Genomic DNA, 16,848 nt, shown 5'->3' on the forward strand with positions numbered 1-16,848 from the left:
AGCCGATGATGACGCGCTGGTTCGAGCGGCTGCGCTCGCGCTTCCTCGCCTTCCTGCATGATCTGCTGTGGGTGCCGATCGCCTGGATCGGTGCCTACTGGATGCGCTTCAACCTCGGCGCGGTGCCGACGGAATTCTGGGGCGCGGCCTGGGAGCTGCTGCCGCTGGTGATGCTGATCTGCGCGCTGGTCTACTCCTCCTTCGGCCTCTATCGCGGCGTCTGGCGTTTCGCCTCGCTGCCGGATCTCACGCGCATCGCCCAGGCCATCACGGTCTCCAGCCTGCTGGTCGTCTTGGTCCTGTTCCTGCTCAGCCGCAACCAGTTCCTGCCGCGCTCGGTGCCACCGCTGTTCCTGCTCTTCCAGCTCATCGGCCTGGCTGGCCCCAGGCTGCTCTATCGCCGCCTCAAGGACCATCAGCTCGGGCTGCGTCCCGGCGAGCGGGTGCTGGTGGTCGGTGCCGACCGCGCCGGCGAGATGTTGGTGCGCGACATGCTTCGCGATCGCAGCCATCAATACAACCCAGTGGCCTTCGTCGATGACAAGCTGCGCCGCCAAGGTGGCGACATCCACGGCGTGCCGGTCAGGGGCCGCTCGGAGCAGATCCCGGCACTGGTCGAGTCGCTCGGCATCGACCTGATCATGCTCGCGGTGCCGACCGCCAGCGATGCGCAGATGCAGCGCCTGGTCGAACTCTGCGAGCGCAGCGGCAAGCCGTTTCGCACCGTGCCCCAACTCAAGAGCGTGCTCTCCGGCGCCATCAGCATCCGTCAGCTGCGGCCGGTTTCGATCGATGATCTGCTCGGGCGCAATCCGGTCCAGCTCGACTGGGACGCGATCCGCGCCGGTCTCACCGATCGCATCGTGCTGGTCACCGGTGCCGGCGGTTCGATCGGCTCCGAACTCTGTCGGCAGATCATTGCCGCGCGACCCAAGCGCCTGGTGCTGGCCGACAACGGCGAGCTGAATCTCTACCGGCTCGACTTCGAGCTCGCGGCGCGCGCCGATACCCCTGACTTCGGCGTCTATCTGGTCGATGTGACCGATCGGGTCGCGATGGAACAGCTGTTCGCGCGCGAGCGCCCGCAGACCGTCTTCCATGCCGCCGCCTACAAGCATGTGCCGATGCTCGAGGGGCAGGTGCGCGCCGCCGTGCGCAACAATCTGCTCGGCACCGAGATCGTCGCCGAGTGCGCCGACCGCCGCGGCTGCGAGCGCTTCGTGCTGATCTCGACCGACAAGGCGGTCAACCCCGCCAATGTGATGGGCGCGACCAAGCGGGCGGCCGAGGTGATCTGCCAGGCACGGGCACAACGCTCGAGCACGCGCTTCATCACCGTGCGCTTCGGCAATGTGCTCGGCTCCGCTGGTAGCGTGGTGCCGCTGTTCCGGCGCCAGATCGAACAGGGCGGACCGGTGACGGTGACCCATCCCGAGATCGAGCGCTTCTTCATGACCATCCCGGAGGCCTGCCAACTGATCATGCAGGCCGCGCTGATCGGCACCGGCGGTGAGATCTTCGTCCTCGACATGGGCAAGCCGGTCAAGATCCGCTATCTGGCCGAACAGATGATTCGACTCGCCGGCCGTGAACCGGGACAGGATATTCAGATCCAATATGTTGGACTGCGCCCCGGCGAGAAGCTCTATGAGGAGCTGTTCTACGAGCGCGAAGACCTGCTGCTGACCGAGCATGCAAAGATCCGTGCCGCACGGCGCGGGCTGGTTGTTCCTGACGACGTCGCGGCAGCCTTAGACCAATCGCGGGTCGCGGTTGAGCAGGCGGATACCCAAGGGCTTGTCCAGGCCCTCCGCGCGCTGGTGCCAGAATGGCAAGCCCAGCCAGATTGGGAGCAACTGCAATCCGAGGAACGGCCGCAGTCCACGCCGTCTATCCGTTCAGCAGCGCCTTGAGATCCTTGGTGAGTAGGAATAAGTGATGGCGGTCGGTTGGACTCGGCTCGAAGTCCCAGCGTTCATACCAGCGCCGAGCCGCATCGTCCTTGGCGTGAACCAGTAGGCATCGAAGCCCAGCGATGTCAGCAGCCTGAGCGGTGCGGAGCAGCGCATCCTTGAGCAGGGCGCGGCCCAGCCCCTGACCTTGGCCGCTGCGATCCACCGCCAAGCGGGCCAGGATCATCACCGGCACCGGGTGTCGCGCCAAACCCTTGGTCACTCTTGTCGGCGCCTCGCCAGGCTCGACGCTGCCGACCGCGAGACTGTAAAAGCCAACGACCCGACCCGTTTGGCAACAGACGTAGGTCTGCGCGCTCTGGGCGCGTTGATTAAGCAGCGCATAGCGCTTCAGAAACTGCTCCAGCGCGGGTTGGCCGCAATCAAAAGCCTCAACCTCGTCTGCAGCATTCAGCTTGCGGATGGGGTCATAGGCTTGAGTCAATCCAGCGCCCCAGGCTCGCTGAGCAGCCGCTTCAGTGCTCGCTTATGCTGCACCGGGCGATCCAAGGCCTCATGAAAGGCCTGCCACCCTGCCTCATCAAGCATAAAACGATGCCGCGCGGCGAGGGCTTGGTTGGCGGCCGTGATGCCAGCGTCCAGCAAGAATTCGCTGACGCTCTTATGGTTGACTCGTGCCGCCTCCTGTAGCAAGTCCTTGACGGCGCCACTGGCCCGCACATCGATGCGCTGGTTCTTCGTAAGACCAACCTGAGTCATGACAATCACCCATCATCGTCGGCAGTATTATACTCGCATGGTAATGTACTGACGATATCCGGACAAGACGAATCAGCAACCGATGCGCGATCTGTGAGCAACGCAGCTCTATACTGCTTCACAAGCGACAGCCGGACAGCCTGACTAAAATGGCGAGGGACCAGAGCCCGAAACGATGATGCAACAAGCCCTAGCCCGAGAGCCGCAACTGAATCTGGTCGATGAGCCGGAGCTAGAAGCTGCAGCCGATGCCGAGCCCGCAACCATTGCGCTCGACACTGCTCCAACACCTGAGCAGGCGCTGATCAGCGCGCTGCAGCGGCGCGGTAAATGCACGCCGGGTGATCTGGCGCGCGCGCGCAAGCTCACCGAGGACAGCGGTGATCCGCTACGCCTGATGCTGGTGCGTCTCGGGCTGGTCTCGGAGCGCGACATGGCGGCGGCCTGCGCCGAGGTGCTGGGCTTGGAATTGATCACCGGCGAGCAGTATCCGGACGCCCCGATCGCCGAGGAGCAGCTCAGTCTGCGCTTCTTGAAAGACGCCCGGATCATGCCGCTGTCCGAGACCGAACAGGGGCTCACCCTGGCCGTCGCCGACCCACTCGATGCGTTCATCCCCCAGGCCGTGCAGATGGCCACCGGCAAGCAGATCAGCCTGCAGGTCGGTCTACCGACCGAGATCCAGGCCGCGCTCGAGCGCGTCTACGAGCAGCCGGTCGATGACGATACCGAGGCCGAGGTGCAGGCCGAACTCGGCAACTTCAGCGAAGAAGACATCGAGCACCTGCGCGATCTGGCCAGCGAGGCGCCGGTGATCCGGCTGGTCAACCAGATCCTGCAGCGCGCGGTCGAGTCGCGCGCCTCCGACGTCCACATCGAGCCCTTCGCCGATCAGCTCAAGGTGCGCTACCGGGTCGACGGCATCCTCAAGGAAGGCGACTCACCGCCGGTCAGCTCGACCGCGGCGGTGATCTCGCGCATCAAGATCATGGCCAAGCTCAACATCGCCGAGCGCCGCCTGCCGCAGGACGGGCGCATCCCGCAGCGCATCCAGGGCCGGGAACTCGATCTGCGCGTCTCCACCGTGCCGACCATGTTCGGCGAGAGCGTGGTCATGCGCCTGCTCGACAAGGAGAGCGTCAGTTTCGACTTCGACGCGCTCGGTTTCGACGGCCCGCCGCGCGAGCGGCTGATCAAGGTGCTGGAGCAGCCCTACGGCATCTTCCTGGTCACAGGCCCCACCGGCAGCGGCAAGAGCACCACCCTGTACACCGCGCTGAGCCGGCTCAACACGGAACAGAACAAGATCCTCACGGTCGAAGACCCGGTCGAGTACCAGGTCGCCGGCATCAACCAGATCCCGGTCAAATCGTCGATCGGCATGACGTTTGCCGGCGCGCTGCGCGCCATCGTCCGCCAAGATCCGGACATCATCATGGTCGGTGAGATGCGCGATCTCGAGACCGCGCGCATCGCGGTGCAGTCGGCGCTGACCGGCCACGTCGTGCTCTCGACCCTGCATACCAATGATGCCGCCAGCGGCGTCACGCGCTTGCTCGACATGGGCGTCGAGGATTATTTGCTCACCAGCACCATCAACGGCATCCTCGCTCAGCGGCTAGTGCGCCGGCTCTGCCCCGAGTGCCGGCAGCCCTATACGCCACCGCCCGAGTTGACTGCCAAATTACGCGAGGTGGCTCGAGCGCCGGCTAGCGCCAATCATGGGGCCAGTGTCGCGGCTGGTACCAATGCCGGCACTGAGGGTGGACGTGACAGCGAGGCCAAAGGCAACGCGTCCAAAAGGCCTTTTTCTCTGCGGTCTTGGTTCGGCTGGCGTCGATCGACGGCCAATCGCACGCGCACCGATGAGCAACCCGCTAGCGCCAACACCATCGCCCCAGCCACCCTGACACCGAACAGCCTCAGAAAAGACCAGCCGCTTCGGCTCTACCAGGCGATCGGTTGCAAGGCCTGTAACCACAGCGGCTATCGCGGCCGATTGGTCATCGCCGAGGTCTTGCTGATGTCCGACCGCATCCGCCAAGCGGTGCTCAGCCATGCCACTGCGGGCGAGATCCATCGCATCGCGGTCGAGGAAGGCATGGCCACCATGTATCGTGATGGGCTGCGCAAGGCCGTCGATGGCCGCACGACGCTCGAGGAGGTGATCCGTGTCGCCGAGGACAACTAGCGCAGCACGGCAAACGTGCCGGCTCGAGACGCAAGCCTAAGATGCCACGCTACTACTACAAGGCGGTCAGGCTCGACGGCGAGGAGGTCGAGGGCGAGCACGAAGCGGTCGATGAAGCGGCGCTGATCGCCCGCCTGCAGGCCGAGGGGCTGCTGCCGCTGAAGACGCGCTCGGCCGGCGGGCTCGCCGCCCAGCTCGCACGCCAGCGCCAGCGCCAGCGTGACTTGCAGGCCAAGGACATCGAAAGCCTCACGCGCCAGCTCGCGACCCTGCTCGAATCCGGCCTGACGCTGGATCGCTCGCTCGGCGTGCTCACCGAGCTGACCCCGGAGGAGCACGTCACCCGGCTGCTGAGCGACCTGCAAGCGCGGGTGCGTGGTGGTGCCACCTTCTCCAGCGCGCTCGAGGCCCAGGGTGGCCAGTTCCCGAAGCTCTACATCAACATGGTGCGTGCCGGCGAGGCCAGCGGCGCGCTCGATCAAGTGCTCGGGCGGCTCGCCGATTATCTCGAGCGCAGCGCCGAGCTGCGCGGCACCGTGACCTCGGCGCTGGTCTACCCGATGATCCTGCTGGTGGTCGCCGGCCTGTCGGTGATCATGCTGCTGATCTTCGTCGTGCCGCAGTTCACGGTGCTGTTCGAGGACATGGGCGCCGCACTGCCAACGCCGACGCGTATCGTCGTCGGCGCCGGCGATCTGTTTCGCGACTACTGGTGGGCGCTGCTGGTCTTGGTCGCCCTGGTCGCGGTGGTGCTGGAGCGCTGGCTGCAGAACCCGGACAATCGCCGTGCGTTCGACTATCGGGTCATGCGCCTGCCGCTGTTTGGCGACCTGATCTGGAAGATGGAGACCGCGCGCCTCTGCCACACACTGAGCACCTTGCTCAAGAACGGCCTGCCGCTGCTCAGTGGGCTCAATCTGGCCAAGGAGGTGGTCAACAACCGCAAGGTCGGCGACGGGCTCGATGAGGTCGCCGAAGATCTCAAGCATGGCCGCGGCCTCGCCGAGCCGCTGACCAGCCGCGGCGTGCTGCCGCAGTTGGCGCTGCAGATGATCCGCGTCGGCGAGGAATCCGGTACCCTGGATGCCATGCTCGCCAAGGTCGCCGACATCTTTGATCGCGAGACCCGCACCAGCGTCCAGCGCATGCTCACCCTGCTCGAGCCGGCGCTGATCATCGGCCTCGGCGTCATCGTCGCTGGTATCATCATCTCCATCCTGATGGCGATCCTGGGCGCCAATGAGCTGGTGTTCTAGTGAACGTTTGTCAGACCACGCAACGAGAGGCGTTCTACATCCATGGAAGCCGTCGCCCTGTCTCGCCCGCAAAAGCCGCTCAATCGGCAGATTCTCGACCGCCAGCGCCACCGGCTGTGTCGCGCCGATTATCACCGGATGGCGGAAGCGGGCATTTTTTCCGAAGACGATCCTATTGAACTGATCGCTGGGGAATTGGTCGACATGCCACCCATTGGCGACGAGCATGCAGGGTTGACGACCCAACTCAATCATCTTGTCCATCGCAGTGGCGTCAAGGATGCGCTCGTGTGGGTGCAAAGCCCGCTGGTCTTGGATGAGCACAGCGAGCCCGAGCCGGATCTGATGCTGCTGCGTTTCCGTGCGGATTATTACAAGCAGGCCAAGCCGAGAGCGGCCGATGTGCTGCTGTTGATCGAGGTCGCGGATTCTTCGCTGAGTTATGACCGCTCGGTCAAGCGGCCACTCTATGCCCAGCATGGCATCGCGGAAGTCTGGATCGTGAATCTTCAGGATCGCGTGGTGGAGGTCAATCGCGATCCGGATGGGCAGGATTATCGGGACATCTGGTTAGCGCGCGCCGGAGATCTGCTGCAGTCGCGACAGGTGCCGGATTGGACCCTTAGTGTCTCCGAGTTGCTCGGCTAGGAGGCCGTCTGCCGCAGCTTTAGACCACCTGGATCATCCATCGACCGACCGCCAATGAGCTGGTGTTTTTAACACTCTCAGGAGCAGAACATGAGCGATAACGTCGACAATCTCGTGCTCGAGCACTTGCGAGTCATTCGAGGCGATCTCAGCGATGTCAAAGAGCGCTTGGATCGCATGGATGTGCGACTTTCGGCCATCGAGCAAACCATCGGCAGTCTCTATGCGCTGTCAGCGAGCGATCGAGAAACGCTACAGAGTGTCATCAAGCGTGTCGAACGCATTGAGCGGCGGCTCGAGCTGTCTGAGGTCTAGCAAATTTCCTCTTTAAATCCAACATCCTCTTAATCGATCCATGAACATAGCTCTGATGATCACAAAACACCGTTCAAAGTCCCAACGAAACAGCCGCGGCTTCACCCTGGTCGAACTCTTGGTCGTGCTTGCCATCCTCGGCCTGCTCGCCGGCCTGGTTGGCCCGCAGGTGATGAAATTCCTCGGCAGCTCCAAGACCAAGACCGCCGCGCTGCAGATCGAAGACCTCGGCGCCACGCTGGATCTCTATCGGCTGGAGGTTGGCCGTTACCCTGGCACCAACGAAGGACTCGAGGCCTTGGTCGCTGATCCGGGCAACACCCCGAACTGGAATGGTCCCTACCTAAAGAAATCTCAGGTGCCGAAAGACCCCTGGGGTAACGACTATCAGTACCGCTCGCCAGGTCAGAACGGTCCTTATGATATCTGGTCGTTGGGCGCCGATGGCCAAGAGGGTGGCGAGGGTGAGAACCAAGACATCAAGAGCTGGGAAAGCGCCTAGGTCTATGCGGCCCAAGCACGCTGGTGAGTTGGAAAGTCTGCAAGACCGTTGCCACGGGCTTCACCCTGGTCGAGCTGATTGTCGTGCTCGCCATCGGCGGTCTCTTGCTCACCCTCACGCCGCCGTTGATCACCGCCGCCCTGCCGGGCGTCGAACTCAAGGCCGGCGCCCGTCGCGCCGCCGGCGCCTTGCGCCAGACGCGCGAGATCGCCATTGCCAAGGGCACTGACGCGGTCTGGCTGCTCGATACCGAGAACGGCCGGTATCGGATCGAGGACCAGGCGCGCACAGGGGCCTTGCCCGACGGCATCGACATCGAGTTGGTCACGGCACGAGATGAGTTGCGCAGCGAGCGCGTCGGCGGTATCCGCTTCTTTCCCGACGGTACCTCCTCCGGCGGCCGCCTGATCCTCAAGCGCGGCGAGGGCGGCTACCAGGTGGGCGTCAACTGGCTGACAGGCCGCATCCTGGTCGCCGACTGGGCACCGGAATGATGAGCCGTTCGAGCGGCCTTCGGGTTCGGCGGACTGGTCCGCGACAGCAGCGGAGGCCTCGACAGCAGCGGGGCTTCTCGCTGCTCGAGGTCTTGGTCGCCTTCGCGATCCTCGCCCTGAGCCTGGGCGTGCTCTTGCAGATCTTCTCCAAGGCCATGACCACGACTGCCATCAGCGAGACCTACAGCCGCGCGGTCGCGCTCGCCGAGGCCAAGCTCAATGCGGTGGGCGTCGATGTGCCGCTGGAAGCAGGCGTGTACAGCGGCGACCCGGAGCAGGGCATGGATTGGATCATCGCGATCGAACCCTATCAACCGCCACAGGGTCCATTCGAGGATGCGTTCGGCGAGGCCCCACCGCTGCAGCCCTATCAGGTGACCGCGGTGGCCTCCTGGCCAAGCGCGCGCGGGACACGGCGCGTGAGCCTGCGAACGGTTCGTCTGGGTGAGGTGTTTTGATGCGCTCCCAAGCGTCGCGCGGATTCACCCTGGTCGAACTGCTGATCGCCTTGTCGCTGATCAGTCTCATCACGCTGCTGCTGTTCTCCGGGCTGCGCTTGGGCTCGCGCAGTTGGGAGGCGGTGGAGACGGTCTCGGAGCGGGTCGCCGATCTGCGCATCGCGCGCAACCTCATCGAACGCGCGTTGCGCCAGACCCAAGCGCTCACGCTGGTCGTCGATGGCGTCGAGCGCTCGGTCTTCGCCGGCGAGGCCGAGGCGCTGGAATGGGTCGCGCCGTTGTCGGACCATGTCGGCATCCCGGGACTCTATATCCTGCGCCTCGGTCTGGAAGAGGCCGGCGAGTATCCGCGCCTGGTCCTGACCCGCTGGCTGCTGCATGACGAGGTCTTGAACGACGGCGCCGAGAATCCGATCTGGGAGCCGCTGATGGAGGGCGTTGGAGCGAGCGCCGAGCCGGGTGCGTTCGACCGTGACCTTGCCCAAGGTGCCTATGGCCGCACGGTGCTGCTGCCACGGGTCGAGCGTTTTCGACTCGAATATTTCGGCCAGCTGCCGGGCGGTGTCGAGCGCGAGTGGTCCGAGGAATGGATCGACCAGCGCGCGTTGCCGGAAGCCGTGCGCTTGACCCTGAGCACGCCGGAGCAGCCATGGCCAGATGCCTTGGTGAGGCTGCCCGGCCCACAGGTGATCCGTGATCAGGATCGCTGAGCCGCGCTCAAACTCGCGTGGAATCGCGCTGGTGCTGGTCATGTGGGTGCTCGCGCTGCTCACGGTCATGGCGCTCGCGCTGACCCAGATCCAGCGCACCGAGGGCGCGCTGACCGCGAACCAGCTCGATCGTGCCCGCTTTCGCGCCCATGCGGCTGGCATCATGAATCTGGTGGCGCTGGACCTGCTCAGCACGCCGGCCACGACCTTCGACGACGCGGCGATCGCCTGGATTCCCGATGGCCGGGCACAGCCGTTTCGCTTCAACGGCGAGGATTTCATTGTCACCCTCTCCAACCAAGGCTCCAAATTCGACCTGAACACCATCGAGCGACCCCAACTGCTGACCCTGATCGAGCTGGCACAGGACCCCGAGCGCCCGGATGAACTGCAGCGCGATCAGCTTGCCGACGCCATTCTCGACTGGCGCGACGACAACGACCTCGCGCGGCTCAACGGCGCCGAGGACGCCGATTACGCCGCCGTCGGCTTGCCCTATGGCGCTGCCGACAGACCCTTCCGCAGCGTCGAAGAGCTGCGCCAGGTGCTTGGGATGCCGGCCTCGCTCCATGCCCGGCTCGCGCCTTATCTGAGGGTCGAATCCAACAAGGCGAATTCCTATGCCGCCTTCTCGGCCGGCCAAGGGGCGAAGCAGGGGCAAGGCCAGGTCGACGAGACCTTCGCCACCGCGCCGGTGTTGGTGGCGCTCCATGGCCATGCGCTCGAGGAGGCGCAACGCCTCGTCGAGGAACGCTTCCAAGGGCTCTTCGCCGACGATGACGAGGGGCAACGCGCGCCACTGGACCGGGGCGGTCCGCGTTATCATCTCCAGATCACCCATCAGCGCCCCGGCGGGGGTGGCCCGACCATGGAGGCGTTGATCCATGTCGAGCCGGCGAATCCAGCCGCGTTCGAGGTGCTGTGGCAACGTTTCGGCGCCAAGGCGGCGAACACCGATTCCGACTCAACTTCCGGCTCAAATCCCGACGACGGTGCTGTTGCATGGCCCTGACCGATGCCCTCTCTCGCCTCAAACAGCCCTCGCTGAGTGCCTCGAGCCTTGGCCTCGTGCTGGCGCGCTGGCGCCGGCAGTGGCTCGACTGCCTGCCACGCGGGCCCAGGCTCTGGCTGGCCTCGCGGCATCCTGATCTCGTCATCGCGCCCCGTGGCGACAGCGCCGAGGTCTTTCGCGACATCATCGGCGAGCGCCAGCTCATCGGCGCGCTCGATGCGCGCGCCGCAGACAGCGCGCTGGCCATCGACGCCGGTGGCAAACAGGCCTGGAGCCGGACCATCCTGGAACTGCCCGCGGAGGTCGTGCTCCTGCGGCGCCTGGTCTTGCCGGCCCAGGTGCGCGACCATCTGCGCCAGGTCTTGACCTATGAACTCGATCGGCTGACCCCGTTCAATCCCGCCGAGGTCTTCTTCGACGCGCGCGTCTCGGCGCTGCTCGGCCAGGGCAGTAAACTCGAGGTCGAACTCGCGCTCTGTCCGCGCGAGCGCGCGGGTGTCTGGCTCGAGACGCTGCGCTCGACGCCGACGCCTGTCACCACGCTGACCTGGGCCGGTGCCTGGCCCGAGGCCAACCTGCTGCCGGCCGAGGCGCGCCCGCGTCCGCGCCGCCTGCCCTGGATACTGACCTGGCTGCTGGGCCTGCTGGTGGTCGCGCTCCTTGCCGCCGTGCTGATCACGCCGCTCTGGCAACGGGCGCACGAGCAACAGCGGCTGACGCAGGCGTTGCGCGGGCTGAGCGCCCAGGCCCAGGAGGTATCAGAGGTGCGCGAAGCGCTCGAGCGCGCCCGCCTCGGCAGCGTCGCCGTGCTCGAGCGCAAGCGTGAGTATCCACGGATGACCGAGCTGATGCTCGAACTCACCGAACTGCTGCCGGATGGGACCTGGGTGCAAACGCTCAATTATCGCGACGGCGCCGTCGACATCCGGGGTGAGTCGACGCAGGCGACGGCCTTGATCGGTCTCCTCGAGCGTGGTCCCGGGATCGATAACGTCACCTTTCGCTCACCGGTGATGCAGATCGACGCCAGCGGCAATGAGCGGTTCCACATCGCCTTCGACTATCGCTCGATGGAGGCGCCATGAGCGCCGCTGACCCCATGAGCGCGGCTGGCAGCCTCGCCCCCACCGCCAGCGCCAACACCAGCCAGCGCCAACGCAGGCGCTGTCTCGCGGTGCTCGCGGCGATCGTCCTCGTCCCGCTCGCGCTCGCGACGCTCGTCGGTCTGGTCTGGCTGGAGCGGATGCAGACCCTGGAGAGCGGCATCCAAGGTGATCTCGACCGATTGCAGCGCTATCAACGCTTGGTCGCCACCTTGCCCGCGCTGCGCCAGGCGCTCGCCGAGGAGCAGTCGAACGACGCCTTCAAGGCCTATTACTTCGATGCCGACACTCCAGCCATCGCTGGCGCCCAGTTGCAGCGCGAGGTTCAAGACATGGTGCGCAATGCCGGCGCGCGTCCGGTGAGCGCCCAGGTGCTGCCCAGCGATGAACAGGATGATCCGCCCCGGGTGCGGGTGCGCATCCAGCTCCAGGGCACGACGGATCAGCTCTTCGATGTCCTCTACCGAGTCGAATCCGCGCGGCCGTTCCTGCTCATCGATCAGCTGTCGATCCGCTCGCAAGCGCGCTCGAATCAGCGCCGGGGGCGTAGAACAACGCGCGGAGCATCGAGGCCCGATAACCAAGATCAGCTGACGGTGAGACTCGACATCTTCGGCTATTTCTTGGGAACGAGCGGATGAAGCGCCTGCTGTTCGCCATCGCGCTGCTGCTACTGGGCGGCTTACTGCTGCAGTGGCTGGATTGGCGCGAGCCTTTGCCCTCTTCCGCTGAAGAAGCCGGACTGAACGATCTGGTCAGTGCGCCGGTCGCGCCCGATCCCAACCAGGCTGCCCCCATGCTTCGACCTGAAGACGACTATTTCGCCGTCATGGAGCGGCCGCTGTTCCTCCCGGATCGGCGGCCGCCTGATGACGAGCCGGTCGAAGCAAATACCGATGACCTCTCCGAAGAGGTCGCGGAACTCGAGAAGCTTGATGTGAATGCCACCCTGATCCTGTCGCCAAGCGAGGCCTCGGTCTGGTTGAAAGACCCCGCCCGTGAGGATCTGGTGCGGCTGAGGCTGGGCGAGGAGTACCAAGGTTGGACTGTTGCCCAGATCAAGGCCGATCATGTCTTGATGGAACGACAAGGGACGACAGAAACGTTAAACTTGATGGACTATTCTGCGCCGACTTCGCCGCCGTCATGGCCTAGGCCACCCGCCAACCAACGTTCCCGGGTGCCGTCTCGGAACCGTTCACCCTCCGCTGCCGACCCTACACCGGTCTCTCGATGACCTCTTCTCACTGTTTTATGCGCATCCTGCGCCGATACCGGTTCCCCTTCAGGCGATCCTGGTCTCAGCCCGTTTGGAACGGGCGCCTGCTCTTCGTGCTCGCGCTCTTACCCGCGCTCCTGAGCTGTCAGTCGTTGGTCTGGGATCCTACCGAGGAGATCTCGAGTGCCGAAGGACATATCAACAGTAAGGAGCCGGCGACTGGTGCCCGAGAGTCGGTGCGAACCGCTGGCGGGCTTTCCCTGGGTGACGATGCGCCCGTTACCCCCGAGGACTCGCTGCAAAGCGGCACCGGAACCTTCGTGCGCCCGGTTGCCGCCCCCCCGAGTTCGGCGGACAGAGTCTCTGGCCCCGATGTGTCCTTGAACTTCGATAACACCGACATCCGTGAGGTCGTCAAGATCATCCTCGGTGATGTTCTCGAAGTGAGCTACACGCTGGACCCGTCCGTGCAAGGCACGGCATCCCTGACCACGGCTCGGCCCTTGAGCCGTGATCTGCTCATCCCCACGCTCGAGACCTTGCTGCGGATGAACAATGCGGCGCTCGTCGATCGTGGCGGCCGCTACGAAGTCGTACCGACCGGTCTTGCCGTACAAGGACGCGTCGTGCCTCAGCTCGGTAGCTCCTCGCGTGCCTTGCCCGAGGGTTACAGTATTCAAGTGGTCCCGCTGGAATACATCGGCGCGGCTGAAATGACCGACATCCTTGAACCACTCGCCCCCGAAGGCAGCATCGTTCGCGTCGATACCCTCAGGAATCTGATCATCGTCGCCGGCACCAGCCCCGAGATGAATAGCATGCTGGACACCATCCAGATGTTCGATGTCGACTGGATGGCAGGTCTCTCGGTCGGCTTTTTCACCCTCGAGTATGCCAAGGTCGACGATGTCGTCACGCAGCTGGAAATGCTGCTCGCCGATGAATCGTTGAATTCCGCGCAAGGGCTGTTTCGTTTTGTCACCATCGAAAGCGCTAATGCGCTCTTGGTCGTCTCGCCGCAGCAGCGCTACCTGGCGCGCATCGAGGATTGGATTAAACGGTTGGATTTGGCGGAGGCCTCCGGAACCTCCGCCCGGCGCCTGTATGTCTACCGCGTGCGCCATGGTGATGCCGAGAACCTGGCCGATATCCTGACCACGCTCTTCTCCGAGGATGGCTCGAGTCGTGGTGGAACCAGCCGCAGCGTCGGCGGTCTCGCGCCGGGGCGCGAGCAGGCCTCGATCGGGGAAGGCGACTCCAGCTCTGACAGCGGATCGACGCGCTCGGGCGCGCGTGGCTCCAGCGCAAGCACGATGACGCTCTCCTCGGAGGTGAGCATCGTTGCCGACGTCGTCAACAACTCGCTCCTGGTGCGCTCCAGCCCGCGCGATTATAAAAAGATCCTGGACGCCCTCAAACAGCTCGATATCGTGCCCCTGCAGGTACTGGTGGAGGCAACCATCGTCGAGATCCAGCTCACCGGGAACCTCAAGTATGGCGTGCAATGGCGCTTCCAGGGGCCAGCGGTCGAGGGCTACCAGAGCCGCCAGTCGCTCACCGAGGGCAACAATGAGACGCCCGCGCCGAGCTTCCCCGGTTTCAACTGGTCGGTTGTGCTGCAGCCGAGCACCATCAGAACCACCCTCTCGGCACTGGCCGACGATAACCTGGTCAACGTGCTGTCTTCGCCGACGGTGATGGTCATGGACAATCAGGAAGCGAAGATCGAAGTGGGAGATGAGGTGCCGATCCTGGTCACCGAGCAACAGGGTCTCTCGGATAACGACCGCATCCTCAATCAGATCGAATATCGGCAAACTGGGGTACAGCTCTCGGTCACGCCTCGGGTGACCCCGGGTGGACTGGTTCAGCTGCAGATCGACCAGCAGGTCAGCTCGGTGCTCCGGGACGACGGCCCCCTCGGCCCCTCGTTTCGTAATCGGACCATCACCAGCAATGTGGCCGTGCGCTCCAACCAAGCAGTGGTCCTGGGTGGCCTCATCCAAGATGATACCTCGAGCGGTCAATCCGGCGTTCCCGGACTCTACCGCATGCCGATCATCGGGCCGCTGTTCGGCCAAACCTCGAAAACCGCGCGCCGCACCGAACTGGTGGTGGTGCTTACGCCCAAGGTGATCGCCGGTGATAGCGATATCGACGCGGTGACGCGTGATTTTCGGCGTAAGGTGAAGAATCTTGATCCGCGTTTTTGACGACGACCTTGCCTCGGGCCAGGCATCCAGCCGGCACCCCACGCCGAGTCAGGATCACGCGGCCATCGCGCGCGAGGTCTTTCGCATCGAAGCCGAGGCCATCGCGGGCTTGGAGGCCAATCTCGACGGGCGCTTCACGCAGGCCGTGGAGGCCATCCTCGCGGCGAGGGGGCGCGTCATCGTCTGCGGCATGGGCAAATCCGGCATCATCGGCAAGAAGATCGCCGCCACCTTGGCCAGCACTGGTACGCCGGCCTTCTTCATGCACCCGGGCGAGGCCTTCCATGGCGATCTCGGGATGGTCACCGCCGCCGACCTCTTCCTCGCCTTGTCCAACTCCGGCGAGACCGAGGAAATCGTCAAGTTACTGCCCTTCCTGCAAGACAATGGCAACCTGATCATCGCCATGACCGGCAACAGCCGCTCGACCTTGGCTAAGCACAGCAGCCTGCACCTCTCGGTGCGCGTCGAGCGCGAGGCCTGCCCGCTGCAGCTCGCGCCCACCGCCTCCACCACCGCTGCGCTGGTCATGGGCGATGCCCTGGCCGTCGCGCTGATGAAGGCGCGCGACTTCCAGGCCCACCACTTCGCCCGCTTTCACCCCGGCGGCAGTCTCGGCCGCCGGCTGCTACAGCGCGTGCGCGACGAGATGCGCAGCGAACGTCTCCCCTTCATCGCGCCCGACGCCGGCGCCGAGGCGGTCCTTGACGCCGTCACCCAAGGCCAGCTTGGTGTTGCCCTTGTGGTCGATTCGCCCGCGCGTATTCGTGGCATCATCACCGACGGTGATCTACGCCGTGCCCTGCAGACCCACCGTGAAGGCTTCTTTGGCCTCCGCGCGCAAGACCTGATGACGCCCGATCCCATCACCATCGGCGTCGACAGCAGCATGAGTGCCGCGCTCGAGCTGATGGACGCTGATCACATTACGCTGCTCGTTGTCGTCGATGGGGAGTGCGTGGTTGGGGTAGTGCAGAAATAGTTTCGACGAAAGAGGACTAAGCTTAGTGCGCAACCCTATTATCGTGACCGGCGGCGCCGGCTATATCGGCAGCCACACATGTAAAGCACTTCATGCGGCCGGTTATACGCCGGTGAGCTACGATAATATGGTCTATGGCCATCATTGGGCAGTGCGTTGGGGTCCACACGAAGTGGGTGATATCCATGATCGTACCCGCATTGATGCCGTATTAGAGGAATACCGCCCGACAGCGATCATACATTTTGCGGCTTATGCTTATGTGGGCGAATCCATGCAAGATCCAGGCAAATATTATCGTAACAATGTTGCCGGAACGCTGACTCTCCTTGAGGCCATGCGTGACCACGGCATCGACAAGCTAGTTTTCTCCAGTTCTTGCGCGACCTATGGCTTACCAGAGCAGGTGCCTATCGCTGAGGAACATCCTCAGCGGCCAATTAACCCTTATGGTACTTCTAAACTGATGGTGGAATGGATGCTGCGAGATTTTGGTGACGCTCATGGTCTGCGTGCCATTGCGTTGCGCTATTTCAATGCCGCTGGTGCTGACCCCGCCTCTGACATTGGGGAGTCTCACGATCCTGAAACGCACTTAATCCCCCTCGTCCTTGATGCCGCGCTCGGCCGACGTTCAGAGGTAACCATCTTTGGCGATGATTATCCAACAGTGGATGGCACGTGCATCCGTGACTACATTCACGTGACAGATCTTGCGCAGGCTCATGTGCTGGCATTGCAGGCACTTGAGCAAGGTGCATCAAGCACAGCCTATAATCTCGGTAATGGGTATGGTTTCTCAGTGCGCGAAGTTATTGATTGCGTCGAACGAGTGACCCAAAGATCCGTGCCAGCACTGATCGGTGCGCGTCGCCCGGGTGATCCACCACGATTGGTGGGAGACTCCACACGGATTCGCGCCGAGCTTGGTTGGCAGCCAGTCTATGCGGCTCTTGATACGATCATCGCCACGGCTTGGCGTTGGAGCCGCCAGAAAAAAGCTGATGATCAGCACGGCCCAAATCATGTCTAACAGTCGCGCCATTCGGGCTTGGCGACTTGAGCGCATCGCC

Annotated in this window: 18 protein-coding genes; 16 read left to right on the forward strand and 2 right to left on the reverse strand. The window is 63.9% G+C overall.

Annotated elements, in window-relative coordinates; translation table 11 throughout:
• The first annotated feature begins 5 nt into the window (after positions 1–5).
• Complete coding sequence (locus CCR82_RS02235) at positions 6–1,913, forward strand: polysaccharide biosynthesis protein (RefSeq protein WP_476702785.1); 1,908 nt, start codon at positions 6–8, stop codon at positions 1,911–1,913.
• On the opposite strand, the gene CCR82_RS02240 is transcribed toward CCR82_RS02235, so the two are convergent.
• Together CCR82_RS02240 and CCR82_RS02245 are read right to left on the reverse strand one after the other, a co-directional pair.
• Positions 1,891–2,397 carry a GNAT family N-acetyltransferase gene (locus CCR82_RS02240; RefSeq protein ID WP_201243734.1) on the reverse strand — a complete coding sequence of 169 codons (507 nt, stop codon included), beginning with the start codon at positions 2,395–2,397 and terminating at the stop codon, positions 1,891–1,893. The two genes, CCR82_RS02235 and CCR82_RS02240, sit on opposite strands and share 23 nt — an antisense overlap.
• Positions 2,394–2,672 (reverse strand): type II toxin-antitoxin system TacA family antitoxin, encoded by a 279-nt coding sequence (locus CCR82_RS02245; RefSeq protein ID WP_201243735.1) that lies wholly within the window; start codon positions 2,670–2,672, stop codon positions 2,394–2,396. Before CCR82_RS02245 ends, CCR82_RS02240 begins: the two co-directional genes overlap by 4 nt.
• A gap of 178 nt (positions 2,673–2,850) precedes the next feature.
• Here CCR82_RS02245 and CCR82_RS02250 point away from each other — a divergent pair, with 178 nt between their 5' ends.
• The 15 genes from CCR82_RS02250 (at position 2,851) to galE (ending at position 16,808) form a co-directional block, all read left to right on the forward strand.
• The gene (locus tag CCR82_RS02250) at positions 2,851–4,863 is read left to right on the forward strand and encodes a GspE/PulE family protein (protein WP_420827306.1); all 2,013 of its coding nucleotides are present in this window, start codon (positions 2,851–2,853) and stop codon (positions 4,861–4,863) included.
• Between the two features lie 41 nt (positions 4,864–4,904).
• Positions 4,905–6,119, forward strand: a complete 1,215-nt coding sequence (locus CCR82_RS02260; RefSeq protein ID WP_201243736.1) for a type II secretion system F family protein — start codon at positions 4,905–4,907, stop codon at positions 6,117–6,119.
• Positions 6,120–6,161: 42 nt separating this feature from the next.
• Positions 6,162–6,767 carry a Uma2 family endonuclease gene (locus CCR82_RS02265; protein WP_201243737.1) on the forward strand — a complete coding sequence of 202 codons (606 nt, stop codon included), beginning with the start codon at positions 6,162–6,164 and terminating at the stop codon, positions 6,765–6,767.
• A gap of 90 nt (positions 6,768–6,857) precedes the next feature.
• Positions 6,858–7,082: a hypothetical protein gene (locus tag CCR82_RS02270; protein ID WP_201243738.1), complete on the forward strand. Its 225-nt coding sequence runs from the start codon at positions 6,858–6,860 to the stop codon at positions 7,080–7,082.
• Positions 7,083–7,137: 55 nt separating this feature from the next.
• Entirely contained in the window at positions 7,138–7,584 is a 447-nt protein-coding gene (gene gspG, locus CCR82_RS02275) for a type II secretion system major pseudopilin GspG (protein WP_201243739.1), read from the forward strand.
• 23 nt (positions 7,585–7,607) lie between these two features.
• A complete protein-coding gene (locus tag CCR82_RS02280) occupies positions 7,608–8,078 on the forward strand; it encodes a GspH/FimT family pseudopilin (protein ID WP_201243740.1) in 471 nt (156 codons plus the stop codon).
• Positions 8,075–8,536, forward strand: coding sequence for a type IV pilus modification PilV family protein (locus CCR82_RS02285; RefSeq protein WP_338073081.1), 462 nt, complete (start codon positions 8,075–8,077; stop codon positions 8,534–8,536). Before CCR82_RS02280 ends, CCR82_RS02285 begins: the two co-directional genes overlap by 4 nt.
• Positions 8,536–9,246 (forward strand): type II secretion system protein GspJ, encoded by a 711-nt coding sequence (locus CCR82_RS02290; RefSeq protein ID WP_201243741.1) that lies wholly within the window; start codon positions 8,536–8,538, stop codon positions 9,244–9,246. The genes CCR82_RS02285 and CCR82_RS02290 overlap by 1 nt, the downstream gene beginning before the upstream one ends.
• A 40-nt stretch (positions 9,247–9,286) precedes the next feature.
• On the forward strand, positions 9,287–10,258 hold the full coding sequence (locus tag CCR82_RS02295; RefSeq protein WP_242513196.1) for a type II secretion system minor pseudopilin: 972 nt from the start codon (positions 9,287–9,289) through the stop codon (positions 10,256–10,258).
• A complete protein-coding gene (locus tag CCR82_RS02300; RefSeq protein ID WP_201243743.1) occupies positions 10,249–11,343 on the forward strand; it encodes a PilN domain-containing protein in 1,095 nt (364 codons plus the stop codon). The genes CCR82_RS02295 and CCR82_RS02300 overlap by 10 nt, the downstream gene beginning before the upstream one ends.
• Entirely contained in the window at positions 11,340–12,002 is a 663-nt protein-coding gene (gspM, locus tag CCR82_RS02305) for a type II secretion system protein GspM (RefSeq protein ID WP_242513191.1), read from the forward strand. Before CCR82_RS02300 ends, gspM begins: the two co-directional genes overlap by 4 nt.
• Positions 11,999–12,598: a hypothetical protein gene (locus CCR82_RS02310; RefSeq protein ID WP_201243744.1), complete on the forward strand. Its 600-nt coding sequence runs from the start codon at positions 11,999–12,001 to the stop codon at positions 12,596–12,598. Before gspM ends, CCR82_RS02310 begins: the two co-directional genes overlap by 4 nt.
• Positions 12,599–12,732: 134 nt before the next feature.
• Positions 12,733–14,793, forward strand: coding sequence for a type II secretion system secretin GspD (gene gspD / locus CCR82_RS02315; protein WP_242513192.1), 2,061 nt, complete (start codon positions 12,733–12,735; stop codon positions 14,791–14,793).
• Between the two features lie 64 nt (positions 14,794–14,857).
• On the forward strand, positions 14,858–15,775 hold the full coding sequence (locus CCR82_RS02320; RefSeq protein ID WP_420827307.1) for a KpsF/GutQ family sugar-phosphate isomerase: 918 nt from the start codon (positions 14,858–14,860) through the stop codon (positions 15,773–15,775).
• 25 nt (positions 15,776–15,800) lie between these two features.
• Positions 15,801–16,808, forward strand: coding sequence for a UDP-glucose 4-epimerase GalE (galE, locus tag CCR82_RS02325; protein ID WP_201243745.1), 1,008 nt, complete (start codon positions 15,801–15,803; stop codon positions 16,806–16,808).
• Positions 16,809–16,848 lie beyond the last annotated feature (40 nt).

The organism is Halochromatium salexigens (genome assembly GCF_016653295.1).
GTDB classification, from domain to species: Bacteria; Pseudomonadota; Gammaproteobacteria; order Chromatiales; family Chromatiaceae; genus Lamprobacter; species Lamprobacter salexigens.